Source organism: Thermostichus sp. MS-CIW-37 (assembly GCF_054060065.1).
Window position 1 is genome coordinate 1 of record NZ_JBSSCV010000027.1, and the last position, 24,379, is coordinate 24,379.

Genomic DNA, 24,379 nt, shown 5'->3' on the forward strand with positions numbered 1-24,379 from the left:
CTTGCCAACTGCAGGGCTACCGTTCGCGCCAGCGGGCCGGAGGCCTTAAGCCCGCCCTGTACTGCGAAGCAGTCAGGGTTGGGTAGTTTACCACTGCACCTTTCTATAAATGGGTGGAGCGATACTCACATCCTATCAGGAGACGGTAGCTTATCCCTAGGCATAAATGCCGGGGCCTGAGCCGCCGAGTTTTCGGTCAGCTCGCAGTTCCGGGCCGTCTACACAATCTGTGCCGTCACGAATAGGCGCTGATGCTCGGCTGGGATCCGCTCTTTCTCTTGGGCCGGGATCACCAGGGGAGGTTGCTGAGTGTAATTGATGGGATCCCGAAACCAAGCGCGGCTGTAGGTGTTGTAGAGAAGAGGACGGGGAGCGGGCGAGCGATTGGCCCGACCCAGGTGAATCAGGCGGTAGTCAAACAGGAGGCAGGATCCCTTGGCCAGGGGCGGATCGACAAAGGGCATCTGCTGGGCCAGCTCGGTATAGTGGGCATCGAAGACCGCATGGCTGCCGGGCCAGAGACGGGTCATGCCGTTCTCTTCGTTGACCTCCACCAGAGGAATAAGCAAATTCAGGGCATAGCAAGGAATGATTGCATCCAAGGTCTCGTCGCCAAACAGATGAGACAGATCCCGGTGAACTTGTTGATCGGCGGATCCCGGCAGAGAGACCACCGCCCCCAGCCCGCTCAAGATCAACTCCGGCCCCAAAATCCGCTTCAGGATGGGCAAGATCAGAGGATGGGCATAGATGAGGGGATCGTTGAAGGGGCCCTCCAGGCGAACCGTTACCATCACCCGTCTATTGCCCACTAACAGGGCATCGGCGTGGTTTTCGTGGGTGCAGTAGTGGCTGTAGGTGGCCAGAAAGCTGCTGTGCAACTTGTCGATGAGCTCGGGGGGAAAGATCTCCGGCAACACCAGATAGCCCTCTGTGGAAAACAGTTCAAAAGCCTGCTCTACGGTCTCTGGATCCGGCTGCTGGAGCTCCTGTAAGGACTCCGTCCCGCTGACGCGAACCGCAGGGCTGAAGCGCAACTGGGCCAACATGGGCTAGGTCTCCTGCAAACTGGCCACAGCCATTAACATGCCCCGCGCTTTGTTCAGACATTCTTGGTATTCCCGCTCCGGATCCGAGTCGGCCACAATACCTGCCCCGGCCTGCAAGCTCACCTGGCCCTGATGAACCAGCAGGGTGCGGATGGTGATGGCGGTGTTCAGTTGGCCGGAAAAGTCGTAGTAGCCATAGGCGCCGGCATAGGGCCCGCGGCGGCATCCTTCCAGCTCATGAATAATCTGCATGGCGCGGATTTTGGGGGCACCCGTAACGGTTCCGGCGGGGAAGGTGGCCCGCAGCAGATCCCAGGCGCTGTACTGGGGATCCAGCCGCCCCACCACGTTGCTGACAATGTGCATCACATGGCTGTAGCGCTCGATCTGCATCAGGTCATCCACCTGCACAGATCCCAGTTGGCAGACCCGTCCCAGGTCGTTGCGGGCCAGATCCACCAACATCACATGTTCGGCCCGTTCTTTCGGATCTGCCAACAGCTCTTGCTCTAACTGCCGGTCTTCCTGAGGGGTGGTGCCACGGGGGCGGGTGCCGGCAATGGGGCGCACGGTGGCGATGCGGTCTTCTCCCACCCGGCTGAGTTTGACCATCACCTCTGGGCTGGAGCCGATGAGGCAGAGATTCCCAAACTGCAAAAACGCCATATAAGGGGAAGGGTTAATCAGCCGCAACGAGCGGTAGAGGCAAAAGGGATCCCCCGCAAAGGAGATGGTAAACCGCTGCGAGAGCACTACCTGGAAGATATCTCCGGCGCGGATGTAGTCCTTAGCCCGTTCCACCGCTTGGCAGTAGGCCGGGCGGCTCAGGGTGCTGGGAGGGATTTGTTCGCGCCAGCGGGACGGAGTCCTTTCCGACAGGTGGGGCTTCCAGTTGAGGTGCAGATGGGCCAGAGAAAGAGGAGCGCTGAGCTGCTGCATCAGCTTTTCCACCCGCCGGCAGGCTTGGGCATAGGCTTCCTCAGGAGCGTGGTGACGGGTATCGGCGAAGGCCACCACCCAGATCTTGCGCTTCACCTGGTCGAAGAGCAAAATGCTGTCCACCTGCATAAAAACGGCGTCAGGAGGATCCCCCGGCTGCAGGGGGTGGATGGGCACCTTGGGTTCGACCCAGCGAATCAGCTCATAGCCCCAGTAGCCAAATAGCCCGCCAATGCTGCTGGGCAGTTCCGACAAATGCACCGGCTCATAAGGCTGCAAACAGCGGGCCAAAATTGCGAAGGGATCCCCTTGGTGGTGCTCCTGTCGGCCATCGCGGTATCGCTGTAGCGCCTGATCCCCGCGTATTTCCAAAACCCACAGGGGATCGCAGCCCAAGAAGCTGTAGCGGGCCACCTGTTCCCCCCCCTCCACCGACTCCAGGAGAAAGTTGTAGGGCTGGCCAGCACAAACCCGATACCAGGCAGAAACCGGCGTTTCCAAATCCGCCACCCATTCCTGGTACACCGGGATAAAGTTGCCCTGCTTGGTGAGGGCAAGAAACTCCTTCAAGGGGGGGTAAATCATGGCCTGCAACTTTTGTGCTTTCCCTGACTCTACCCCAGACAGGGAATCCCAAGGGCGTTGTGGATCCCTCTGGATGGCCCGGTTGCAACAGCGCCGGAAACCATTAAGCTGAGAGCGGCTCTACTCTCGAGAACCCTTGCCATGCAAAACCCATCTCAGGTGATTCGTGAGCGCCTCCGCTATCAAGGCCACAAATACACCTTCGTCAGCCAGCGTTTGCGTTTTCCCAACGGCAAAGAGGGAGAGCGGGAGTACCTCATCCATCCTGGCGGGGTGGTGGCAGTGCCCGTCACTGCAGCAGGCAAGTTCGTCTGCATTCGTCAATATCGCTTTGCGGTTGCCTCCTACCTTTATGAATTTCCGGCAGGCACAGTCGAGCCAGGGGAGCATCCCGATGACACCATTCGCCGCGAGCTGGAAGAAGAAACGGGCCTGCGTGCCCATCGCTGGGATCCCCTTGGCCAATTTTATTTGTGCCCCGGCTATTCCAGCGAGATTATGTATGCCTATTTGGCGCGGGAGCTGGAAGTGCTGGATTCCCCTCCCGATAAGGATGAGGATGAAGATATTACCGTAGTGGAGTTTTCTGCTTCTGAGCTTACAGAAATGGCCCGTTTGGGAATGGATTTGGACAGCAAGTCCATTGCCTGCTTTTGGCGGGCCCAATTGTTTTTGGCTGCCGAAAAATAGAGCCCTCCGTCGGGGGGGGCTGCCCCTTGCTCCTGGGGGATCCCTTTCCAATTGGCGGGGCGTCGTTCCAAGCCGACTTTGTTGGCTACAGAGGAAGCTCCAGGCTTTTCACCCTAACTTGGTAGCCCATTGCCAGGCGAGATCAAGGTGAGATCGAGGTTGCGTTCGACATAAAAGGGATCCCTGTATCCCGGCTGTTTGGTTGACTGGGAGAACCTTGGAGTCCTTTAGAATTTTAGGGGCGAGGAGTGAGGAGAGGAGTGAGGAAATATGCGGAAGCTGTTGTGTTCCTGTGGTCGAATAGCCTGGGGAGCGGCCTTGGCTGCCACTCTACCGGTTGCTGCTGTTCCTGCCTATCCCCAGCCTGTGCTTCCGCTGCTGCCGGTTCCTTCTGAGGGTGGCACTGCTCGAGGTGGGGTCGTGGCTTTATTCAATCAATCCATTTGGTGGGATTTCATTCGCGGCAATCGCGGTGAAAACCTGCGCCTGTTCCCGGCCAGCCTAACCTCTCCATCTCGCCAGGATGTGGTGGCCGTGTTTCAGATTCAGCGGCAGCCCACCGTGGAGCCGGTGGTGCGCGTTCTCAGCTTCGAGCACCAGGGGGGGTATAGCTTTCGTCTGCTCCACACAGCTGAGCCGATCCCAGGGCGGTTGGTGGAGGCTCACCTGCGCACGGACATTACCTCCAGCCCACAGCCCAAGTTGGTGCTCCTCACCGAGCGAGGGGGCATCAGCCTGCTGCGCTCTGTCTTGGTCTTGGAACACCGGCCTGAGGGACTTGTGCCACTGCTGAGCGTGACGGATCTGAGCAATGCCAGCCTGCGGGTCAGCCCGCAAGGGATCCTGGTCATCTCAAGCCCGCCCGGTGCCAGCCGTGACTTGAGGGCTACCCTCTACCAATGGGAGGGGGATGGCTTTGTCCGTCGAGATCTATAAGTCCATCATCTGTTGTGACTATTGTGAATCTGCCTGTCAATATCCATCTTTGTCAGCGAGGTCTCGCGCGGAGCGGATGTCCGTCTCGGCTATCGCTGCCCTTGCCAGCAAGCTCCCAAACTGGGGGCTTGTCCCACCTGCCAAAGGAACAGGCTTTCGGCCCCAAGGGGATGAATGCTCCAGGGATCCAGGCCAGACCCAAACCACCCGTAGGGATCGACGGCAGCTGGTTGGCCGGAGTTGGTGTTGTCGAAGCGACGCACCTCGAAATGGAGATGGGGCCCGCTGGCACAGCCGCTGTCTCCCGATAGGCCGATGACTGCTCCTGCGGCCACCACTTGCCCCTCCTGCACCCCGATTTGACTGAGGTGGGCGTAGAGGGTCTCCCAGCGGGGAAGTGCTCTCCCGTCTGTTCTCTCCCCCTCCGAGAGTTCTGGCTCGTGCAGAAGGCGCACCCGCAACCCCCTGACCAGCCGGCCCAAGCTGGGGCAAAAAAACTCCGGCTCCTCGCGGGCCACGGTGACCCGTCCTGCGGCAGCAGCCAAAATCGGGGTTCCCACCGGCATCTCCCAGTCATAACCGGCATGGCCATCGCTTTTGCCACACGGGTGCAGCGGGCCAGGGATCCAAACTTGGCCTTGCCCACTCACAAACCGTCTGTTGCCATCCCTCTCCCCCAAAGGCAAGTCATGGTCGAAGAGGTTGGTGACAGGAAATTCCCCAACAAAGGGCTTGTGCAAAAACGGCCACTGGGGCGGCGGCGGATCCCCATAAGCAGAACGATATTTTTCCAGCTCCAGCCGATAGTCTTCCAGATCCTGACGCTGGGCGGGATCTTCCGTGTGCTGCTGCAACAGATCCACCAGCTGCAGGGCCTGAAGCCAGTCCTGGCGCTCCACAGCACGAGCCAACTGGGCGTACACCCCCACCCGGGATCCCTGCGGCGAAGACGGGGAGGAGACCTGAGGAAAAACGGGCGATATGTTTACGAATTGATACAATAGACAGCAAAATATCAGCAGTGTCACCGTTAGCGGTGGTGACATCCCTGCCCAGAGGGCCATCCCAAGTAGGCCGGCCTGCAAGCAAGCGGGCTTGTTCTTGGCTTTAGGCTCTCTCTTGGGGCCATCCGCTTTTTCCCTCAGCTGCCGTATGGGTTGCAAGGAGACAGAGCGGCTTCGCTTAACCACTCTTCGGGAGTTTCTCATGCGTTGGTTCTCGTCCTCTGGTGTTCTCGTCAGCCTGCCTTTCCAGTCTTCTGTTGGGCGAAGTGTTCTGCCCCTGTCTGGCTCGATTTGGCAGCGGCTGGAGGCCTTAGCTCTGGGTTTGCACATTCTGTCTTTGCTTTTTGGGTTGGCAGGGTTGCTCTGGGTTGTACCCCATCCTGAGTGGGTGGCCAGTTTGCCCCCCATTGGCATTCAAGCTTTCTCCTTGAGCATGGGCAATGGCGGCGTGGCCTACATGGTGTTCGGTGCGCTGGCGGCAGCTCTGATGGGATCCCGGCTGTTGGGGATGCGGCGCCTGTTGATGTTTTTGATCCCGGCGGTGGGCATTTCCTTGGGCAGTGAGCTGTTGGGTACCAGCACTGGGATCCCTTTTGGCAACTACGGCTACCTGAGTGGGCTGGGCTACAAGATTGCCGGTTTGGTGCCTTTTACCATCCCTCTGTCTTGGTTTTATGTGGGGTTGTCGTCCTACTTGTTGGCGCGTGTGGCTCTGCAAACCCAGCGCCACTGGCTGATTCACTTCGAGGCCATTATGTTGGGGGCGTTGCTGCTCACCGCTTGGGACTTCGTGCTGGATCCGGCCATGACCCGCGGCTTGATCCCGTTTTGGACGTGGTTTCAGCCGGGGCCCTTCTTCGGCATGCCGTTGCAAAACTTCGGGGGTTGGATGCTGACTGGGGCTGCCTTCATGACGGTGGCCAATCTGCTGTGGGGCGAGGATCAACCCATCCTTGACCGCCGCCAGTTGGTGGGGCCGCTGGTGCTCTATGTAGCTAATTTTGCTTTTGCCCTGCTGATGAGCCTGGGCTCCGGCATTGTTGCGCCGGCGGGGCTGGGCCTGTTGTTGGGGTTGGGGCCCGCTTTGGGGTTGTGGTGGAGTGCAAAGACCCCATCCCGCTATTGCGAAAGGACTCCGTCCCGCTATCGCGACCAGCCTGAGCCGCCTTCCCATCCCCAAAAGGACTCTGTCCCGCCATTGCAAGCGGTCGAGGGAGAGGCAGGTCGGGACTGGGATACTTTGGAGGATCCCGGTTGGGTTGGCGCGAAGTAAGCCGGCCCTAACCCTTCCTCGGCGAGATCCCTTGGGTTGTCCATGCCATGAACTTTTGCAGCGACAATGTTACAGGCGCTTGTCCTGAGGTGATGGAAGCCCTGTTGGCCCTCAACCGGGGATCCGCCATGCCCTATGGAGGAGACGAATGCACAGCGCAGGTGCAGAGGCTCTTTGCCGAGATCTTTGAGCATGAAGTGGCGGTGTTTCCGGTGGCAACGGGATCTGCTGCCAACGCCTTGGCCCTTTCGGTGCTCACCCCGCCCTACGGGGCGATTTATTGCCATCCCGAGGCCCACATCAATCTGGACGAATGTGGAGCGCCAGAGCTGTTTACAGGTGGGGCCAAGTTGGTGGGGATCCCCGGAGAGCAAGGCCGTATTGACTGGGGCAACTTAAAAGCAGCCCTGGAGCGGGCGGGGTTTGGGGTGGTTCATCACGTGCAGCCTGCCTGCCTCAGCCTGACGCAAGCCACTGAGGCCGGCACCCTCTACTCCTTGGAGCAACTTGGATCCCTGGCGGATTTGGCCCATCACTTTGGCCTTAAGGTGCATATGGATGGGGCCCGCTTTGCCAATGCCCTGGTTAGTTTGGGTTGCACCCCTGCCGAGATGACCTGGAAAGCGGGGGTGGATGTGCTGTCCTTTGGGGCCACCAAAAATGGGGCCTGGGCTGCGGAAGCGGTGGTGTTTTTTCATCCAGATCAGGTGGGCGATTTTGAGTTTCGCCGCAAGCGCAGTGGCCATCTGGTTTCGAAGATGCGCTTTTTGTCTGCCCAATTGCAGGCTTATCTCCAGGATGGGGTGTGGCTGCGCAATGCTCGCCATGCCAACGCGATGGCCCAACGGTTGGCGCAGGGACTGGGATCCCTGCCGGGAGCCAAGTTGGTGTATCCTACCGAGGCCAATGAGGTTTTTATCGAGCTGCCGGAGCCGGTTCTCCAGGCCCTAGAGGGAGCGGGGTTTCGGTTTTACCGCTGGCTGGGGGAAGGTCACCACTTAATCCGCCTGGTGACGGCTTTTAACACTTTGCCCGCAGATGTCGAGCGCTTCTGCCAGGTGGCTCAGCAAGCCAGCCGTTTGCAATAGGCGGACGGAGTCCTTGCAGCTGACCAGGGATCCCCCTTGCCAAGGACATGAGCATCCCAAGGGATCCCTGAAGGCTGTTCATCGGCTGGTCAATCCTTAAAGTGGGTGCTGTCGCGACTGGGCTTTTTCTCCAAGCGAGGCGAGGTAGCAGTCGATCCCGTTTTCTTTGAGTTGTCCTGTAGCAAACCGATCAGCAGGCAGGCCACCCCGAGGTTGATGGCCACATCCGCCACGTTGAATACCGGAAAGCGAATCCAGATCAAATTGAAAAAATCCACCACATAGCCGTTGACGAAGCGGTCGATGCCGTTCCCCACCGCTCCTGCCCACACCAAGCCATAGCCCGCCTGTTCCCAACGGCTCAGGATCCCGCCGCGGATGGCCAGCAGCCCCAATGCCAGCGCTACCCCCAACGAGATCCACTTCAAGAGCTCTGCCGAATCTTCAAACAGGCTCCAAGCAGCGCCGGTATTCTCCACGTAGGTGAGGTGAAACACCCCTGGCCACAGCTCAATCTCTGGCCCCGGCAGCAGCCGTTCTACCGCCCAGCGCTTGGTCGCCTGATCCAAGATTACCCCCAGGATCCCGGCCAGCCAAAAGCCTTTGTTTTTCATGTCGTCTTGGCCTCAATCACGTCCACCGGCAAGAGCGCCCGGATGAGCACTTTTCCCATCCTGACATGCCGCTCTTCTGTCGGCTCATTGCCCAGAAGCTCAAGGGCGGAGCCTTGGATCCAAGGTTGGGCCTGCGGCGGGATCCAACACCGGTGAGTGGCCTCAGAAGCGATTGGCCGCCTCTGGCTTGAGAGGAGCAGCAAGAAAACCGTCCAGCTTAGGCAACTGGACGGGGATCCCCTGGGGGTGGACAGGATTGGCTACCGACCCTGCTGCTCCAGGGAGCGGCGCAATTCACTGGCCATCTGCATAAACTCTTGCGGATTGCCCGCCTTGCCGTAGGAGGAGCGATCTTGAACCTTTTTGCCGCTGCCTTGGCGGGTGCGGGTGCTGAGCAAAGCGCTGGCCATTTCCATGAACTTGGCAGGATTTCCCTCGCTGCTGCCCCGCACGAGAGGGGCGCGTCCGGCACGAGTGACAGCCATAGATACCTCAATTTCAGAAATGAAATGCTTGTTACATTTTCTCACAAGGGATCCGCGATCAACCAGGGCCAGCGTTTCCTTGCTGTTACAGCGACTCCGGCCAATGCTTGGGGATCCTTCTAAGCCGCAAACCTTGCCTGAGGTTGGAAAGAGCCATCAGCGAGTTGAGGTTTTCTCTTGAGTCCAATGATGGGTCAGCCAAATGGGGAGCACCGTCAGGCCGATCACCCCCAGGGCCACCACGCTGATCACCGGGCGCTGCCGAGGCTTGGTGAGCTGGCTGAACACCCAGATCGGCAGGGTTTGCTGCTGGCCAGCGGTGAAGGTGGTGACGATGATTTCATCGAAAGACAGGGCAAACGCCAGCAGGGATCCCGCCAATAGGGCCGAGGCCAGTTCGGGCAGAAGGATGTAGCGAAAAGTTTGCAGGGGGTTGGCCCCCAAATCGGCAGAAGCTTCTAGCTGAGAGCGTCCCATGCGGCGAAACCGCGCCAGCACGTTGTTGTACACCACCACCAGGCAAAAGGTGGCATGGCCGATGACAATCGTCCAAAAGCTGAAGGGGATACCCAGCAAATGGATCGCCGAGCGCAAGGCAATCCCGGAGACAATGCCCGGCAAGGCGATGGGCAGCAACACCAAAAATGAGATCGTCTCGCGGCCAAAAAATCGGCTACGATAGACAGCCGCTGCCGCCAGGGATCCCAGCACCACTGCCACTCCGGTAGCCAGCAAAGCCACCCGCAAAGACAAAAACAAGGCCCGCCAAATATCGGCCCGCCCCCAAGCCACGGCAAACCAATGCCAGGTCAGCCCCGGCAAAGGGAAGCGCAAGGTCGCCTCATCGGGGCTGAAGGCATAAAGGACGATCACCAGCAGAGGAAGATGGAGAAAGAGCAGCACCCCCAGCGAGAACAGGATCCAAAGCCATTGGCCGATGGGAAAAGGGCGAATCGGCATGGATGAGGGAGAATACAGAGCTGGATGGGGAACAGTCTACAGGTAGAGAAATGGTCTGTGAAATAGCCTTGTAGGGAAGCAGCCTTTGGCAAGGACTTTAGATTGCTTGGCCGACTTTGGAGCTCCAGTCGAGCAGAGCATCCCAAACCCAGATTAAACTCGCAGCATGATCGCGTTTTTAAGCGGCCACCTTGTTGCCATCGAATGGGGAGAGCGCAGCAGCCTCACCGTTGAGGTGCAGGGGATCGGCTATCGCGTCAAGGCCCCAGGACGTTTTCTCAAGCAACTGCCCGCAGTGGGGGAGCCCGTCCGGGTGTTCACCCATTTGGTGGTGCGAGAGACCGAGCTGGTGTTGTACGGGTTTGGCTCGCCAGCCGAGCGCGATTTGTTTGTGGAACTCATCAAAGTCTCGGGGGTGGGGCCGGCTTTGGGCTTGGCCCTGCTGAATACCTTCGGCCTGCCGGAGCTGGTGCAGGCGGTGGTGACCGAAAACGTGCGCCTGCTCTCCCTCACGCCGGGGGTAGGCCATAAAACGGCCCAACGGCTGGCCCTGGAGCTGAAAACCAAGCTGGCCCACTGGCGACAGGGGGTGGGAGTTGCGGATCAACCCTTGGCCGGAGGGCCGCCCATGCCCATCCGAGAAGAGGTGGAAATGGCCTTACTGGCCCTGGGCTACAGCACTCAGGAAATTCAGGCTGCCTTGCAAGCTCTGCCCACTCACCCCCGCCCAACGGAAGACTGGCTGCGGGATGCCATCACCTACCTGAGCCAGCAGCCATGAAGCACCGCCGCATTGCCATTCTGGGTGGAACCTTCAACCCTGTACACCACGGCCACTTGATCATGGCAGAACAAGCCCTTTGGCAGTTTGACCTGGATCAGGTGCTGTGGATGCCCGCCGGGGATCCCCCCCACAAGCCTCTGGCCCCTGGTGCCAGCAAAGCCGACCGCCTGGCCATGGTCAAGCTGGCCATTGCCGACCACGAGCGCTTCGCCTGCTCAGAGCTGGAGATCTGCCGTCCGGGGCGCTCCTACACCATCGAGACGCTGCGCACCCTCATCCAGGAGCAACCCAATACCCAGTGGTACTGGATCATCGGCGTGGATGCTCTGCGGGATCTGCCCCAGTGGTATCAAGCGGAAGAACTGGCCCGCCTCTGCCATTGGATTGTTGCCCCACGGGTGGATGCCGGCGATGCTGCCCAGGTGTTGCAGGCGGTAGCCGAAAAGTTGCCCATCCAAGCCCAAATCCTGGAAGCCCCTACCCTGACGCTCTCTTCCACTTACCTAAGGCAGCAAATCCAAAAGGGAAGGTCTATCCGCTACCTGGTGCCCCCTGCCGTGGAGCACTACATCCGTCAGCACCGCCTCTATCTGCAGCCCTAGTTTCCAATTTCTTCCAATTTCTAGGGATCCCCCCGAAGGGGGAACCTGAACCTGGTTATGGAAAGTTAGTTGATAGATCAGGTACAGTTTCCAATTTCTAGGGATCCCCCCGAAGGGGGAACGCCTTAGACTTACGAGCTACGTTCTTCTTCACGGCTTTATTAGTTTCCAATTTCTAGGGATCCCCCCGAAGGGGGAACAACAAGCGAGTGGAACGGTACTACGCAGTCTACTAGTTTCCAATTTCTAGGGATCCCCCCGAAGGGGGAACTTCAACAAACAGGTTCGCAAGAACCTGGGCCGCAATGTTTCCAATTTCTAGGGATCCCCCCGAAGGGGGAACACCCAAGTTATACCGGGGAAGGCGTTGAAGTCATCGTTTCCAATTTCTAGGGATCCCCCCGAAGGGGGAACTCTGGTTAGTAACAGCATTCGGGAGTCCTACGAATGGTTTCCAATTTCTAGGGATCCCCCCGAAGGGGGAACTAGAGGTTGAAAAGGATGAGGTCAAACCCATCCCTGCCCTGGTTTCCAATTTCTAGGGATCCCCCCGAAGGGGGAACATCTGTCGCATGTTCCGTACCAGCACCGGATGCTGGTCGAGTTTCCAATTTCTAGGGATCCCCCCGAAGGGGGAACTTTAGAGGCAGGTTTCAGTCATTCACTGCCTTTAGGAGGGTTTCCAATTTCTAGGGATCCCCCCGAAGGGGGAACGACAGGGCAGAATCCCATTTTGTATATTAGTTGGACAGTTTCCAATTTCTAGGGATCCCCCCGAAGGGGGAACCCAAAGGGATGCTGTGGTACTGGCAAACCTGGAACGGTGTTTCCAATTTCTAGGGATCCCCCCGAAGGGGGAACCTGAGGTAGACCCAAATGACGAGTCTAACTTCGACTGTTTCCAATTTCTAGGGATCCCCCCGAAGGGGGAACATCTTCTCTGATACAGTGTCCGGCACACGCCAACGGTCCGTTTCCAATTTCTAGGGATCCCCCCGAAGGGGGAACTTTCTTCAGAGGAGTATTGAAACAACTTAAGAATGTTTCCAATTTCTAGGGATCCCCCCGAAGGGGGAACGTTGGTGTTGATCTTGGATTAAAGACTTTAGCTACAGTTTCCAATTTCTAGGGATCCCCCCGAAGGGGGAACCCTTCGGTACTACCCTGGGCTTGCGCCCGATCCAGCCGTTTCCAATTTCTAGGGATCCCCCCGAAGGGGGAACCCTAAAGGCAGGGAATACACGAACCTGCCTTTCAAAAAGTTTCCAATTTCTAGGGATCCCCCCGAAGGGGGAACTCCACCCCTATTAAACCCAAGCAGGGCAAGGAATGCAAGACCCATTTGCGAGGGATCCGGAAAAAAGTCGGCAAAAAGAGCTGCGGCGAGGGGGTTTTGGGGCTGGAAAGCCTTGTGGCGCAAGGCATCGAGGGATCCGACGAAAGAATCGGCCTTTGCGGCTTTTGGCGGATCGCTCGCGGAGGCGTTGATACCGTTTGGGTGTTGTCTTGGAAACAAGGGTGAGTACCCGAGCCTCAACCGGAGTTTGCGGGGCTTGGCGATTGCCCAAGGCGTGCCCCCTAGCCGCGGGTGTAGCCGGCTGGGGGATGAAAGCAGATACGATGTTTTCAACTTTTCACAGTCGGAGAAATCTCATGAAAAAGTGGATTGCCTCGGCTACAACCCTGCTCTGCTGTGTGCTTGTCCTGGTTCTGTTTTGGCCCCACGTTACCTCTGCCCAGAGGCAGACCCTCAATCTCTACATCTGGTCAGAATACATCGATCCCGACATCCTCACTGCCTTTGAAAAAGCCACCAACAGCCGCGTGGTGGTCAGCGTGTACGAATCCAACGAAGACATGGTGGCCAAACTGCGGGGGGGTGGCACCAGTCAGTACGACATTGTTGTTCCTACCGACTACATCGTGCCCAACATGTTGGAGCTGGGGCTGCTGCAGCCTCTCAACAAAGAATTGATCCCCAACCTGAGCAACCTGGGCGAAAAATTTGTCGGCCTGCCCTTCGACCCAGAAAACACCTACACCGCCGCCTATCAGTGGGGCACCACCGGCATTGGCTACCGCAAAGACCGCCTGCCCGAAAACTTTGAACGCTCTTGGGGACTGATTTTCGACCCGCAGCAGCAGTATGGCCCCTTTGTGATGATCGATGAGATGCGATCCATGATCGGTGCCGCTGCCGTTTACCTGGGCTTCGATATGAATACCACCGTTCGCTCAGAGCTGCAGCAGATCCAGCAGCTTTTGATCGACACCAAGCGCCGCAGTGCCGGCTTAATCGGGGGCGTGGGGGGTAAAAACCAACTGGTTTCTGGAACGGCCAATGTAGCCATCGTCTACAGCGGCGATGCCCTGCAAGCTGCCGAAGAAAACCCCAACATCGGCTATTTTGTCCCCCGCGAGGGTGCCCACATTTGGCTGGATGTAATGGCCATTCCCGCCCAGGCCCCCAACCCCGAGCTGGCCAATCGCTTCATCAATTTCATCCTGGATGCTGAAGTCGGCGCTCAACTGAGCAACCACAACCGCTTCGCCACCCCCAACGCTGCAGCTCTGCCCATGATCAACCCAGAAGATCGGCAAAACCCGGCCATCTACCCCGACGAAGAGGCCCTGGCCAAACTCACCTACCTTAAAGTGCTGTCAGGGGAAGAGCTGCGCCTCATCGACGCCCTCTGGACAGCGGTGAAAAGCAGCTAGGGATCCCTTTCCTCTCAGCTACCGCCTCAGTGGGGCAGAAGCGAGCAGGCTAGAATGAGCGGATCCCCTACGCCATCGACCGCTACGTGAGAGAGACCCAGCGCCTGTTTGGAGTGGTGGAACAAGCCTTGATGGAGTCGGAGTACCTGGCGGGCGACTACTCCATCGCCGATATTACCAGCTTCCCCTGGATGCGGGGCTATGAGCGGCAAGGGTTGGACATCGAGCCATTTCCCAATCTCAAACGCTGGTTGGCAGCCATCGAAGCCCGTCCCGCCGTGCAGAAGGGCTTGCAACTGCTGGCAGAGGTACGCCGTTCCCTCGAGCAGCTCCTCAGTGACGAGGAACACGGGATCCTGTTTGGCGACCGGCAATACCAAAGGTGCTGATGCCAGAGGAAAGGGACAATCTTGTTAGCTCTCGACATAAAACTTGACACTTTTTAATATCTGAGCCACATTAAAGATGTCACCTGTTGATGGAGCTAGAACCATGGAAAACCAAGAAGCTAAGTTTGGCTTTACCACCTTCGCCGAAAAATGGAATGGCCGTTTGGCAATGTTGGGCTTTGTGATCGGCGTTGCGACCGAGTTGCTGACCGGCCAAGGGATCCTCTCTCAAATCGGCCTGATGTAATCCCGGTGGGCCTAGGACACTGCTGTAGATCCTTGCTTGCCTGGCTGTAGTTTCCACCCTCTGTAAAGCAGCCAGGCTTTTGCATTGCCCTCGATTCTGGATTTAGGTCTGAATGAATCCAAATGGAAGTGGAAGCGAAATGCAGGCTGTTAAGTCCAGCTTCCACTGCCTTGCTTCTGCCGCTGACTCTCCTCTTCCACTGGGAGAGGGGCGGGGAGTGAAAGCTAGCAGCGCAGAAGGCTTGGGATCCCTAGGAATCTACTCTTCCAAATCCTGCAAGTACTGGCGGATATCGGCCAAGATGCGTTCTAGGTCTTCTGGGGCCTGGAGAGCGCGTGCCCATTCTAGGTCATGACCACCTTGGGATCCCTGCTGGGCCAGCGCTACCCCCAAGTGCTCCAGCTCGCGAACCACTTGGCAAAAAGCGTTGGCTCCCACATTGGAGCTGGCTCCTTTGAGGCGATGGGCGATCCGCCGCATTCTTTCTGCGTCGTAACCGGCAATGGCTTGGCGCAGTTGCGGAAGCTGGTCTTCACAATCTTGGATGAACACCTGCAATAGCTCTCGCTGAAACCCGCGATCCCCGCCGGAAACCTGATCCAGATAGGCAGAGTCGATGGGGTAGGGCTGGGTGGGAGAAGAGGGATCCCGGCTCTCGGCGGGGGAAGCTGGAGAGGCTGCTTTAGAAGCGGATCCATTGGAGGATCCTGCTGCAGACTGGGCAATCACCTGGCTCCAGTGGTTGAGCACCCTTTCCAAATCTTCCTTCAGCACCGGCTTGCTGAGATAGTCATCCATGCCTGCCTGCAGGCAGCGCTCCCTATCCTCCTGCATGGCGTTAGCCGTGATGGCGATGATGACGGCGCGACGGCGGGATCCCTTCTCCAGTCTTTCCTGCTGGCGGATACGGCGGGTGGCCTCGTAGCCATCCATCACCGGCATCTGACAATCCATGAGAATAAGGTCATATCTGACCTGCTGCAGGAGATCCAATACCTCCTGACCGTTGGCCACCACATCGGCCTTGTAGCCCAAACTCTCGAGCTGGCGCAAAGCCACCTTTTGGTTGACGGGGTTATCCTCTGCCAGCAAAATGCGCAGGGACTGCTGGGGTCGGTCGGCCATAGGCGTCGTCTGAGAGAGAGGGGGGCCAATGCCCAAAAGAGAGGTGGAGAGGCCAGAAGATTTCCCCAGGGCGATGGCCAACGCCTCCTGAAGGCGGCTTTGTTTTACCGGCTTAACCAAGTAGGCGGCAAAGCCGATTTCGGCAGCGCGGCGGGAGTGCTCCCCCAGTCCCAGGGAGGTCATCATCACCAGTTGCGTCTCGGCCAGTTGCGGATCTGCCTTGATCCAGCGGCCCAAGGTCTCCCCATCCACCTCCGGCATTTGCATATCTAAAATGGCCAGGGGGAAGGGTCTGCCTTCCCGAACGGCTTGGCGTAGCTTGTCCATGGCCTGATAGGCATTTTCGGCCTCTTCCACCACCATTCCCCAAGCCGTGGCCTGGCAGCGCAGGATCTTGCGATTGGTGGCATTGTCGTCCACCACCAACAGCCGCTTGCCCTGCAAATCCACCGGGACACGAGCAGAAGGCTGGGCAAGCTGCTGGACGTAGGGCTGCCGCTCCAGAGTCAGCTCAACGCTGAAGGTGCTGCCCTGTCCCTCTTGGCTGTGCAACGAGATGGTTCCCCCCATCAGTTCTGTCAGTTGTTTGCAGATGGCCAAGCCCAGTCCCGTACCTCCGTATTTGCGGGTAGTAGAGGCATCCACCTGGCTAAACGGTTGAAACAGCTTGCTCTGCGCCGCCGCCGGGATCCCGATTCCGGTATCTCTCACCGAGAGCTTGAGGTGGGCATGGGTAGCGGTTTCTTGCAGCACCTCTGCTTGGATCACCACCTCTCCTCGGTGGGTGAACTTAATGGCGTTGCTCACCAAGTTGTTGAGGATTTGCCGCAGACGCGAAGCATCTCCCCGCAGGTAGCGCGGCACTTCCGGTGGCATGAGCACCGCCAGCTCCAATCCCTTGGCGTGGGCAGTGGGGGCAAACAGATCCGCCACCTCCTCCAGACACGAGCGGAGATCGAAATCCAGGATCTCCAGCTCCATTTCCCCGACCTCCAATTTGGAGAAGTCCAGGATGTCGTTGATGAGGGTGAGCAGCGCATCGCCGCTGACGCGGATGGTCTCTACAAAGTCCCGCTGTTCTGCATTGAGGGGGGTCTCCAGCAGCAGGCCCGTCATCCCCAACACCGCGTTCATGGGGGTGCGGATCTCGTGGCTCATGGTGGCTAAGAAGCTGCTTTTGGCCTGTGCAGCCTGCTCTGCTGCTTTGCGGGCTTGTTCCAGCTCGAGGCCGCGCTTTCTCTCCCGCTCCAAAAGGGCTGCCTGGGTGAGGGCAATGCCAATTTGGTTGGCCAACTGCGACAGCAGCTCCATCTCAAACGGCTGCCACTGACGCGGGCCAGAGCACTGGTGGGCCAGCAACAACCCCCACAACTGCTGCTCCAAAAACAGCGGCACCACCAAGTTGGCCCTGACCTGCATTTTTTGCAGCAGCTCTAGGTAACAAGGCTCCAGTCCTTCACTTTCCACATCGCTAACAACGCGAACGCGGCCCTGGCTGTAGAGCTGGGCGTACTTTTCCTGAAAACAGGGATCCTCGATCACCTCTCCCATCAAGGAGGGGATCCCCGGCTGAGTTTTCTCGTTGGAGATGATCCCAGAACCATCCGGCTGGAAGCGGTAGACCAAGACTCGGTCGGCTTTGAGCAGGGCTTGGATTTCTGTTACCGCCGTCTCTAGGATCTCGGCGATATCCAAAGATTCGCGGATCTTCAAGCTGAGATTGGCTAGCAACTGAGCCCGGCGGTTTTGCCGCTCCAATTCTTCTGCCGCTTTCTTCTGCTCGGTAATGTTGCGGAAGATGCCCCGCGTAGCCACCATTACCCCATCTTCAAAGCGGCAGTTGACATTGCCCTCCACCCAAACGGTTTCACCGCTGGCCGTGAGGAAAGCTGTCTCTACTCTCTCTACTTTCTCCCCCGATAGAAGCTTCTGGAAAAGAGCCTGGCAGTGCTCTCGGCAGTCGGGATGGAGAATGTCGAAGAGGGTCATTTGATAAACTTGAGCTTCGTCATAGCCCAAGGTCTCTTTCCAAGCGCGGTTGACATATAAAAAGTGCCCTTCAGCATCCACGCTCTGGATGAGGTCGCTGGCATTTTCAAAGAGATCCCGGTAGCGCTCTTCGCTTTCTTTCAAGGCCAGCTCCGCCAGCTTGCGGTCGGTGATGTCGATGCCGGTGCCCATGACAAACTCCACCTCGCCGGCAGCGTTGATTAGGGCGGTGTTAGACCAAGAAATAAGCCGCAGTGCCCCCTGCTTGCTGCGCCAAAAATTCTCATGGCGATTCAAAAAGAGGGAATGATTGCCCTTGAGCTGTTCAAAAGCTTGCTTTACACCAGGCACATCTTCCGGTGGGATCAAACCTAAGTCCCATAGCAGCCGGTTCTTAACTTCTGCCAGCGAGTAGCCAGAAAGCTGCTCGGCAGCGCGGTTGAAGCGCAAAATGTGTCCCTCAGGATCCAGAACCACCACCAGCGCCCCTGCTGTATCAATAACCGCGTTGGTAAAATCCCGCTCTTGCTTGAGGGATCGTTCTGCCTCTTCTCGCTCGGCAGTCTCCCGGCGGATGAGGAAGTAAACCGAGGCCAAAACCAGGTAAGTAAAAATGAGCCCGCCAAAAGCAATGAGATTGGTTCTAACCCAGGCAAACTGAAGTTCCTGGCTGCGTTGCTGCAGAAGGCGATTTTCCTCCTGCTGGAGCACCCGAATCAACTCGGCAATTTGCTCCACCAACCTTGGCCCTTCGCTGCTTTCCAGGGCTTCCTGGGTGGCGAGTAGCCCCTCTTGCTCCCTCAGCCGGATTAAGTCTTGGATGACTCGTAGCCGTTGCTCCAGCAGCAGCTCTAGGCGCTTCAGACGCTCCTGTTGCAGGGGGTTGTCGACAGTCAGTTCCTGCAGCAGGCGCAGACGGGTAGAGATTGCTTCAAGGCTGTCTTGGTACTCACCGAGGTAGCGAGGATTATCGGTCAGAAGATAGCCACGTTTACCGGCTTCGGCGGCGCGGGTTTCCGCCAGCAATCCTTCCAAGTTTTGGATCACTTTTAGAGTGTGGGCCACTCGTTCTGTAAGCTGCGGCAGTTGAGAGGCATTCCGCTGAGCTGAGTAGGTGATCCCGCCCAAAAGCAAGGCAGCCAGGCCAAAACCGGCGGTAACTTTGAGGAGAAAGCGGTTTTTGCGGGCAGGTTTAGTATCCCCCGACTTAGGCAGCAAAGGCGTCCGAGCCAGTTCCCTCAAGCTACGGCGCAGCTCCAACTGAGCTACTACCTGATGGGCCAGAGCCTTGAGCTGCTCCAATTGCTCCGGGCTAAGCTGCCGAGGCTGATAATCGATAACGCAAAGCGTGCCTAAGGCTTGCCCTTCTGGAGTTACCAGAGGGATGCCAGCATAGAAGCGGATGTGGGGCTCTTGCGTAACAAACGGGTTATCGGCAAAGCGCGGATCCTGGGTAGCATCGGGCACCACCAGCGGCTCTTTAGGCGACAAGATGGCGTGGGCGCAGAAGGCCACATCCCGTGGGGTCTCCTGCACATCGACGCCGAATTTGGCTTTAAACCACTGGCGGTGTTCGTCGATAAGGCTGACCAGAGCAATGGGCGTGCCGCAGATGTAGGCGGCAAGGCGGACGATCTCGTCAAAGCTGTTCTCAGGAGCGGTGTCCAAAATCTGATACTGCCGCAGGGCAGCCAGCCGTTGCTCCTCATTGGGGGGGAGGGGGGCCTTAGGCATAGGTCAAACTAAGCGGAGAGGAAGGGTTCCGATCCCCCGATCTCGGAGGTCGATAGTCTCAAGGTAAAAGAGGTAACCCCAGCATAACTTCCAAGCCTCTCCACCGGAAGCTACAGGGATCCGATCCCCAAACCAGCTTCCCGTTGGTTCAGCTCGCTACATTTTCACCACGCCTGCGTCAGCTACTCTAGCTCCTGCAAACGAGCCAAAATAAGGGTCTGAGCCGTGGCCCGTCCAGAGCCGCCGCGGGCAGAAGGGAAAAAAAAGACTTACCGGATCCCAGTTTCAGTATTTATACTGATGTCAAAGATGAGAAAGCTCAATAAGCTTCCTCTAATGCATTTGGTTTCACTTACCCTATAAATAATCAAATCCTAACATTTTTAAGCAAGCTTCGAGTTGAAATTTCTCAACGGAAGACTTACTATAGAGCGACGAGCTTTGTAAAGGGGGAACACTCTCAGTCATGCAAAAACTCCAAGACAGTTTGGTAAAAGCTCTGAGCATCGATGGAGCACTGGGGGTAGCGCTGGGGGACTGGAAAACTGGGATGTGCTTGGGATATAAGGGCACCAACAGCCCCGCTTTCCCAGAAGCTAACTTGGAGCTGGCAATCGCCGGAAACACAGAAGTGATTCGCGCTAAGATGCGAGTCGCGGAGTCACTTAAGTTCACCGACAGAATTGAAGAGATTTTAATCATCCTGGAAACTCAGTACCATCTAATGCGTATGCTTAAAACCATAAACGGCCTATTTTTCTACCTAGCCTTAGACCGAGAAAAAGGGAACTTAGCTCTTGCCCGCATTAAACTCAGTCAAATTGAGAGCGAATTGACCCTCTAAGGGCAACTTGAAAGAGATGAAGCATCACGGCGAGCAGGGAGTCTAATTTGGCCGTGGAGCTACACCCCCAATACTTATCCTTGGCCGACAGGGCATGTCGGCATAGCTTAACCTAAGTGTTGAAGGAAAGAGAGTGCGGAACCGGGGACTTGAACCCCGATGGCATTGCTGCCACTAGAACCTGAATCTAGCGCGTCTACCATTCCGCCAGTTCCGCGGCGATCTACAAGTGTGCCCAAAGCAGGGGATCCCTGTCAAGGCTGGCAAAAGGGATCCCTTGCCGGCGGCTCTATCTGTGCTAAGCTCTGCTGCGCACAAGATTAAAGCCGATAACGCTGACCTTGGCCGACTTTACCTTTACTTGTGAGGGCACTTGCCCCCATACCCAAGCGCGGGCAGGATACTTCGTCACCCCCCACGGTGGGATCCCTACTCCTTGTTTTATGCCGGTGGGAACTTTGGCCAACGTGAAAACCCTCACCCCGGCCCAGCTCAAGGAAACGGGCGCCCATATTATTCTCAGCAACACCTATCACCTGCACCTACAGCCCGGCGAGGACATCATTCAAGCAGCAGGGGGGCTGCACCGCTTTATGGGCTGGTCGGGCCCCATCCTCACCGATTCAGGCGGCTTTCAGGTCTTTAGCCTTAGCGCCATTCGCCAAATCAACGAGGAGGGAGTGACGTTCCGCTCTCCTCTCGATGGCCGCATCATTCACTTCACCCCAGAGCTATCCATCCAGATTCAAAATGCCTTGGGTGCCGATGTGATCATGGCCTTCGACGAGTGCCCGCCCTACCCTGCCAGCCCTGAGGAAGTGGAAGCAGCGGTGCGGCGAACCACCCAGTGGCTGAAACGGTGCGTGAAAGCCCATCGCCGCTCAGATCAGGCTTTGTTTGGCATTGTGCAGGGGGGAGTTTACCCTGAGCTGCGCCGGCGGGCGGTGGAAGAGGTCTGTCGGTTGGATCTGCCGGGCTATGCCATTGGCGGGGTGAGTGTGGGGGAGCCGGTCGAGTTTATGCACGCCGTTGTGCGGCAAACAGCCCCTCTACTGCCGGCAGATCGCCCCCGTTATCTCATGGGGGTGGGCACCTATGCAGAGATGCGGGCCGCCGTGGCCGCCGGAGTGGATTTGTTTGACTGCGTGATCCCCACCCGCTATGCCCGCCATGGCACGGTGATCAGCCGCGGCCAACGCTGGAACATCAAAAATGCCGAGCACCGCCGCAGCCTGGATCCCATCGATCCCGACTGTCCCTGCTACACCTGCCGCCACTTCAGCCGCGCCTACTTGTGCCACCTCATCCGCGCGCAAGAGATCCTGGGCTACACTCTGCTTTCTATCCACAACATCACTGAGCTAGTGCGCTACATGCAGAAAATGCGCCAGGCCATCCTGGAAGGTAAGTTTCACGAAAATTGGGATCCCTGGAGCTAAGCCGGCCGGGAGATTTGTCTGGAAGCATCTGATCCATTTTGGTAGAATAAGTACATGGGATAGTACGTGCATTTAAGCTATCCCATGTAGCCGCAGGAAGGAGTCAGATCATGGCTATCCGAACCCTCAGCAGCGTGATTGAACAGCACATCGCCGGCCTTCCGGGCTTGATTGCTGTTTTGATAGGGCGGGCCACTGATGGTGCTACAGTAGCCAAAGTAACCTACGTCAGCGATTCCCAAGAGGAGCAAGCCCTAGAACGTTTGGGCACCTACGCCGGCGACCTAGTCCAAGCCAACAGTCGTCTATGCCAGCTTGTCAGCTCTGACCAAGAGGCGGACTACCTTTTGGCCGGCACTTCGGCGTTGCGGGTTGTCATCAAAGCGTTTCCCAAAAGCCCCTACTTTGTGTTACTCCTGACCCGTTCCATCACCGACCTCAGAGCCATTTCAGAGCGCATCAAAGCCATTCTGATTGACGGAAAGCCGCTACTGCCCCCTGTGCAGGACAGCACCATGTCTTTGGCTCAGGCTCTGATGGACTATGCCAAGCGCTACGCTCCGGATCCCAACTTTGTGGCCCTGCGTCTGTCTTTGAAAACGGGCCTAGACCGCAACCGTCTCGAAAAGGGCACCCTGACCCGGCAGGAGCTGCGCATTCTTTACAAAGCGGTAGCAGATCTTTTGGGCCGAGAGCGTCTGCCTATTGCCATGCCGGCCTGAGTAGTTCAAAATAGCTAGCAAGCTTTGTCCAGGGGTAGCTGCTACACGTGGAAGGCTTTTTTAGGTTTACTTTAAGTTTATTTGCTCGCGCTTAAACCCTTTCATCTCGACTGCGACCGCAGGCTCGTCTCTTGAAGGCTGAGTTTGGGGGACGGGCAATCTCTTGCAATCTCAATCTCTATCTGGAGGCAAACTGGTGACCATACGTACCCTTATCAGTGTGGTTGAGCAGCACATTGCCGGTCTTCCGGGCTTGATCGCAGCTTTGGTGGGGCGAGTAACCGATGGCGTTGCAGTGGCTAGGGTTGCGTACACCAACGATGTGCAGGAAGAGATCTCCCTGGAACAGTTGGGCAACTACGCGGCTGACTTGATACAGGCCAACAATCGCCTCTGCCAGTCGGCAAGCCCTGACCAAGAGGCGGACTACCTTTTGGCCGGCACGTCGGGGTTGCGGGTTGTCATCAAAGCATTTCCCAAAAGCCCCTACTTTGTTTTATTTCTAACTCGCTCTCACACTGACCTCAAGGCAATTTCAGAGCGTGTCAAAGCCATCCTCATCGACGGAAAGCCTCTGTTACCCCCCGTTCAGGACACCACCACATCCACTACTCAGGCTTTGGTGAGCTATGCCAGGCGCTACGCTCCGGATCCCAACTTTGTGGCCATGCGCCTGTCTTTGAAAACGGGCCTAGACCGCAACCGCCTTGAAAAAGGCACCCTGACCCGGCAGGAGCTGCGCATTCTCTACAAAGCAGTGGCCGATCTTTTGGGCCGAGAGCGGCTGCCTATTGCCATGCCGGTTTGAGTAGTCGAGAATAGCTGGCGAGGTTTGTCTGAGGGCAGTTGCTGCGCTTGTGGGATCCCCTATTGTTTATCTGAGTTCACTTGCCTATGCTTGAGCATCTACATCTCGACCGCGACCGTAAGCTCATCTCCCTGTTTGGAGAGCCGGTTATCTTCCACTGCCATCACTACAACCTATTCCTGCAGCAGACTATTGAAGATCCCGACTGGATCGATGGAGTGGGAATTCTGCGCACCGCAGCCCAGGAGATCTTTTACAGTCTTCTGTACGGAGCTTTCAAGGCTCTTGGCATTCAGGAGACCCAAGAGCGCCTGGCAGTGGCAGCTCAGATCTTCAGTTTTTTAGGATTTGGGCGGCTGGCGTTTGAGGTGACACCTTCAGGCGGGGAAGTGCAGCTGACCCATTCTCACTACGCAGAAGGTTGGCTGAGCAAGTACGGGGATCAGGTCAACCGCACACGTCCCATTGACCACTTGGCGGTGGGCTATGTGGCGGCAGCTCTGGATGCCACGTTTGGCGAGCTGGGAAGCTACGGGGCAGAAGAAACGGAGTGTATGGCCGTTACGCGCAAGGATCACTGCGTGATCCAGGCCACTCGGCTGCCGCGGCCCCAGTTGTTGACTCCCAGTCCAGGGATGGGCAAGTTGATCGAGCAGCCGCTCCGGTTCCCCCGGCCCACAACAGCAGTGGACTACGATGCGGTCAACGAAGCTCTGTGGGGCTTGCCTTTGGCCGGAGATGAGCGGGGGCAAATTCGCGCGTTTAACGTGTTGCTAACGCGCATGCCTGCCAACTACTACAACCGCATTCAATATCGCTTTTTACAGGAGCTGAAGGCGGTGCAGGCTGAGCTGATGGGGGTGGGGGAAGCTCTTATCCGCGAGTCGGGGCATGTTTGTGTCTTCTACACCTTCGGCAACATCATGGAATCGGTGGAGTGGGAAACCCTGGTGGGGCCGATGCTGGAGAAGGACACGGACTGGATCCACGGCGGCTATGCGGTGGCCAGCAGCCTGGGGTGGGGTCGCTGGCAGGCTTTGGAGGTGGTGAGTGGCCAGTCTTGCCGGGTGGCCATTGATGGCAACTACGAAGCCAACTACTTTTTGGCTTCCTACCCACGGGCAGAGGATCCCGCCTGCTATTTTGCTCAAGGGGCGGTGCCGGCGATGATGAATCTGGTCTACAACGGCAACATCCAGCAGAAGCCGGTTTTGGATCAAGTCTTCTACAACCGCCTCTTCCAGCGGGGTGGGCTCTTCCACGGCCAGGAGACCAAGGCCAGAGAGAAGGGGGATCCCTGGTGCGAGTTCTACGCCGCTCGCGTCAGCGGGACGGAGTCCTTGCGGATGTAGGGA

At 57.6% G+C, this 24,379-nt stretch carries 21 protein-coding genes, 1 tRNA gene and 1 CRISPR repeat array; of the genes, 14 read left to right on the forward strand and 8 right to left on the reverse strand.

From position 1 onward, the window contains the following. Positions 1-218: 218 nt before the first annotated feature. Both ACVWYZ_RS11435 and trpE read right to left on the reverse strand, forming a co-directional pair. Positions 219-1,049, reverse strand: a complete 831-nt coding sequence (locus tag ACVWYZ_RS11435; protein WP_457467132.1) for a phytanoyl-CoA dioxygenase family protein — start codon at positions 1,047-1,049, stop codon at positions 219-221. Positions 1,050-1,052: 3 nt separating this feature from the next. Further along, positions 1,053-2,573, reverse strand: a complete 1,521-nt coding sequence (gene trpE, locus ACVWYZ_RS11440) for an anthranilate synthase component I (protein ID WP_457467133.1) — start codon at positions 2,571-2,573, stop codon at positions 1,053-1,055. Positions 2,574-2,714: 141 nt separating this feature from the next. On the opposite strand from trpE, the gene ACVWYZ_RS11445 reads away from it, so the two are divergent. Both ACVWYZ_RS11445 and ACVWYZ_RS11450 read left to right on the forward strand, forming a co-directional pair. Beyond that, positions 2,715-3,263 carry an NUDIX hydrolase gene (locus tag ACVWYZ_RS11445; protein WP_011432186.1) on the forward strand — a complete coding sequence of 183 codons (549 nt, stop codon included), beginning with the start codon at positions 2,715-2,717 and terminating at the stop codon, positions 3,261-3,263. A 318-nt stretch (positions 3,264-3,581) separates the two neighbouring features. Next, a complete protein-coding gene (locus ACVWYZ_RS11450; protein ID WP_414380724.1) occupies positions 3,582-4,199 on the forward strand; it encodes a hypothetical protein in 618 nt (205 codons plus the stop codon). A gap of 89 nt (positions 4,200-4,288) precedes the next feature. Here the strand turns inward: ACVWYZ_RS11450 and ACVWYZ_RS11455 are convergent, their stop codons facing one another. Beyond that, complete coding sequence (locus ACVWYZ_RS11455; RefSeq protein ID WP_457467134.1) at positions 4,289-5,128, reverse strand: M23 family metallopeptidase; 840 nt, start codon at positions 5,126-5,128, stop codon at positions 4,289-4,291. 277 nt (positions 5,129-5,405) lie between these two features. On the opposite strand from ACVWYZ_RS11455, the gene cruF reads away from it, so the two are divergent. Beyond that, the gene (cruF, locus tag ACVWYZ_RS11460; RefSeq protein ID WP_457467135.1) at positions 5,406-6,476 is read left to right on the forward strand and encodes a gamma-carotene 1'-hydroxylase CruF; all 1,071 of its coding nucleotides are present in this window, start codon (positions 5,406-5,408) and stop codon (positions 6,474-6,476) included. Between the two features lie 47 nt (positions 6,477-6,523). Then, a complete protein-coding gene (locus ACVWYZ_RS11465) occupies positions 6,524-7,564 on the forward strand; it encodes a threonine aldolase family protein (protein WP_457467136.1) in 1,041 nt (346 codons plus the stop codon). An 89-nt stretch (positions 7,565-7,653) separates the two neighbouring features. On the opposite strand, the gene lspA is transcribed toward ACVWYZ_RS11465, so the two are convergent. From lspA to ACVWYZ_RS11480, 3 genes are all read right to left on the reverse strand, one after another. Beyond that, positions 7,654-8,178, reverse strand: a complete 525-nt coding sequence (gene lspA / locus ACVWYZ_RS11470) for a signal peptidase II (protein WP_457467137.1) — start codon at positions 8,176-8,178, stop codon at positions 7,654-7,656. Between the two features lie 260 nt (positions 8,179-8,438). Further along, on the reverse strand, positions 8,439-8,663 hold the full coding sequence (locus tag ACVWYZ_RS11475) for a hypothetical protein (RefSeq protein WP_414332042.1): 225 nt from the start codon (positions 8,661-8,663) through the stop codon (positions 8,439-8,441). 156 nt (positions 8,664-8,819) lie between these two features. Further along, positions 8,820-9,623, reverse strand: a complete 804-nt coding sequence (locus tag ACVWYZ_RS11480) for an ABC transporter permease (RefSeq protein ID WP_457467138.1) — start codon at positions 9,621-9,623, stop codon at positions 8,820-8,822. A 166-nt stretch (positions 9,624-9,789) separates the two neighbouring features. Here ACVWYZ_RS11480 and ruvA point away from each other — a divergent pair, with 166 nt between their 5' ends. The 5 genes from ruvA (at position 9,790) to ACVWYZ_RS11505 (ending at position 14,363) form a co-directional block, all read left to right on the forward strand. After that, positions 9,790-10,404 (forward strand): Holliday junction branch migration protein RuvA, encoded by a 615-nt coding sequence (gene ruvA / locus ACVWYZ_RS11485; RefSeq protein ID WP_457467139.1) that lies wholly within the window; start codon positions 9,790-9,792, stop codon positions 10,402-10,404. Next, complete coding sequence (gene nadD, locus ACVWYZ_RS11490; RefSeq protein WP_414409330.1) at positions 10,401-11,009, forward strand: nicotinate-nucleotide adenylyltransferase; 609 nt, start codon at positions 10,401-10,403, stop codon at positions 11,007-11,009. Before ruvA ends, nadD begins: the two co-directional genes overlap by 4 nt. Positions 11,010-11,018: 9 nt before the next feature. Then, positions 11,019-12,306: direct repeats of the CRISPR family, unit length 36 nt; unit sequence GTTTCCAATTTCTAGGGATCCCCCCGAAGGGGGAAC. Between the two features lie 356 nt (positions 12,307-12,662). Continuing rightward, a complete protein-coding gene (locus ACVWYZ_RS11495) occupies positions 12,663-13,727 on the forward strand; it encodes a polyamine ABC transporter substrate-binding protein (RefSeq protein ID WP_457467140.1) in 1,065 nt (354 codons plus the stop codon). 86 nt (positions 13,728-13,813) lie between these two features. Continuing rightward, positions 13,814-14,116, forward strand: a complete 303-nt coding sequence (locus ACVWYZ_RS11500) for a glutathione binding-like protein (RefSeq protein WP_414375558.1) — start codon at positions 13,814-13,816, stop codon at positions 14,114-14,116. Positions 14,117-14,219: 103 nt separating this feature from the next. Beyond that, the gene (locus ACVWYZ_RS11505; protein ID WP_041436191.1) at positions 14,220-14,363 is read left to right on the forward strand and encodes a chlorophyll a/b-binding protein; all 144 of its coding nucleotides are present in this window, start codon (positions 14,220-14,222) and stop codon (positions 14,361-14,363) included. 258 nt (positions 14,364-14,621) lie between these two features. Here the strand turns inward: ACVWYZ_RS11505 and ACVWYZ_RS11510 are convergent, their stop codons facing one another. Then, on the reverse strand, positions 14,622-19,211 hold the full coding sequence (locus tag ACVWYZ_RS11510) for a GAF domain-containing protein (RefSeq protein WP_457467141.1): 4,590 nt from the start codon (positions 19,209-19,211) through the stop codon (positions 14,622-14,624). Between the two features lie 466 nt (positions 19,212-19,677). Between ACVWYZ_RS11510 and ACVWYZ_RS11515 the strand changes: the two genes are divergently transcribed. Further along, positions 19,678-20,055 carry a hypothetical protein gene (locus ACVWYZ_RS11515; RefSeq protein WP_414329842.1) on the forward strand — a complete coding sequence of 126 codons (378 nt, stop codon included), beginning with the start codon at positions 19,678-19,680 and terminating at the stop codon, positions 20,053-20,055. 134 nt (positions 20,056-20,189) lie between these two features. Here the strand turns inward: ACVWYZ_RS11515 and ACVWYZ_RS11520 are convergent. Beyond that, positions 20,190-20,272: transfer RNA gene (locus ACVWYZ_RS11520), tRNA-Leu, on the reverse strand. 124 nt (positions 20,273-20,396) lie between these two features. On the opposite strand from ACVWYZ_RS11520, the gene tgt reads away from it, so the two are divergent. The 4 genes from tgt (at position 20,397) to ACVWYZ_RS11540 (ending at position 24,376) form a co-directional block, all read left to right on the forward strand. After that, positions 20,397-21,494: a tRNA guanosine(34) transglycosylase Tgt gene (tgt, locus tag ACVWYZ_RS11525; RefSeq protein ID WP_457467142.1), complete on the forward strand. Its 1,098-nt coding sequence runs from the start codon at positions 20,397-20,399 to the stop codon at positions 21,492-21,494. A 110-nt stretch (positions 21,495-21,604) separates the two neighbouring features. Beyond that, entirely contained in the window at positions 21,605-22,216 is a 612-nt protein-coding gene (locus ACVWYZ_RS11530) for a hypothetical protein (RefSeq protein ID WP_414384268.1), read from the forward strand. Positions 22,217-22,412: 196 nt separating this feature from the next. After that, the gene (locus ACVWYZ_RS11535) at positions 22,413-23,024 is read left to right on the forward strand and encodes a hypothetical protein (RefSeq protein ID WP_457467143.1); all 612 of its coding nucleotides are present in this window, start codon (positions 22,413-22,415) and stop codon (positions 23,022-23,024) included. A gap of 86 nt (positions 23,025-23,110) precedes the next feature. After that, the gene (locus tag ACVWYZ_RS11540) at positions 23,111-24,376 is read left to right on the forward strand and encodes a hypothetical protein (protein ID WP_457467144.1); all 1,266 of its coding nucleotides are present in this window, start codon (positions 23,111-23,113) and stop codon (positions 24,374-24,376) included. The last annotated feature ends 3 nt before the right edge of the window (positions 24,377-24,379 follow it).

Bases quoted from the DNA above. Each gene is read 5' to 3' on its own strand.
- ACVWYZ_RS11435 (WP_457467132.1), bottom strand. From the start codon at position 1,049: ATGTTGGCCCAGTTGCGCTTCAGCCCTGCGGTTCGCGTCAGCGGGACG.
- trpE (WP_457467133.1), bottom strand. From the start codon at position 2,573: ATGATTTACCCCCCCTTGAAGGAGTTTCTTGCCCTCACCAAGCAGGGC.
- ACVWYZ_RS11445 (WP_011432186.1), top strand. From the start codon at position 2,715: ATGCAAAACCCATCTCAGGTGATTCGTGAGCGCCTCCGCTATCAAGGC.
- cruF (WP_457467135.1), top strand. From the start codon at position 5,406: ATGCGTTGGTTCTCGTCCTCTGGTGTTCTCGTCAGCCTGCCTTTCCAG.
- ACVWYZ_RS11465 (WP_457467136.1), top strand. From the start codon at position 6,524: ATGAACTTTTGCAGCGACAATGTTACAGGCGCTTGTCCTGAGGTGATG.
- lspA (WP_457467137.1), bottom strand. From the start codon at position 8,178: ATGAAAAACAAAGGCTTTTGGCTGGCCGGGATCCTGGGGGTAATCTTG.
- ACVWYZ_RS11475 (WP_414332042.1), bottom strand. From the start codon at position 8,663: ATGGCTGTCACTCGTGCCGGACGCGCCCCTCTCGTGCGGGGCAGCAGC.
- ACVWYZ_RS11480 (WP_457467138.1), bottom strand. From the start codon at position 9,623: ATGCCGATTCGCCCTTTTCCCATCGGCCAATGGCTTTGGATCCTGTTC.
- ruvA (WP_457467139.1), top strand. From the start codon at position 9,790: ATGATCGCGTTTTTAAGCGGCCACCTTGTTGCCATCGAATGGGGAGAG.
- nadD (WP_414409330.1), top strand. From the start codon at position 10,401: ATGAAGCACCGCCGCATTGCCATTCTGGGTGGAACCTTCAACCCTGTA.
- ACVWYZ_RS11495 (WP_457467140.1), top strand. From the start codon at position 12,663: ATGAAAAAGTGGATTGCCTCGGCTACAACCCTGCTCTGCTGTGTGCTT.
- ACVWYZ_RS11505 (WP_041436191.1), top strand. From the start codon at position 14,220: ATGGAAAACCAAGAAGCTAAGTTTGGCTTTACCACCTTCGCCGAAAAA.
- ACVWYZ_RS11510 (WP_457467141.1), bottom strand. From the start codon at position 19,211: ATGCCTAAGGCCCCCCTCCCCCCCAATGAGGAGCAACGGCTGGCTGCC.
- ACVWYZ_RS11515 (WP_414329842.1), top strand. From the start codon at position 19,678: ATGCAAAAACTCCAAGACAGTTTGGTAAAAGCTCTGAGCATCGATGGA.
- ACVWYZ_RS11530 (WP_414384268.1), top strand. From the start codon at position 21,605: ATGGCTATCCGAACCCTCAGCAGCGTGATTGAACAGCACATCGCCGGC.
- ACVWYZ_RS11540 (WP_457467144.1), top strand. From the start codon at position 23,111: ATGCTTGAGCATCTACATCTCGACCGCGACCGTAAGCTCATCTCCCTG.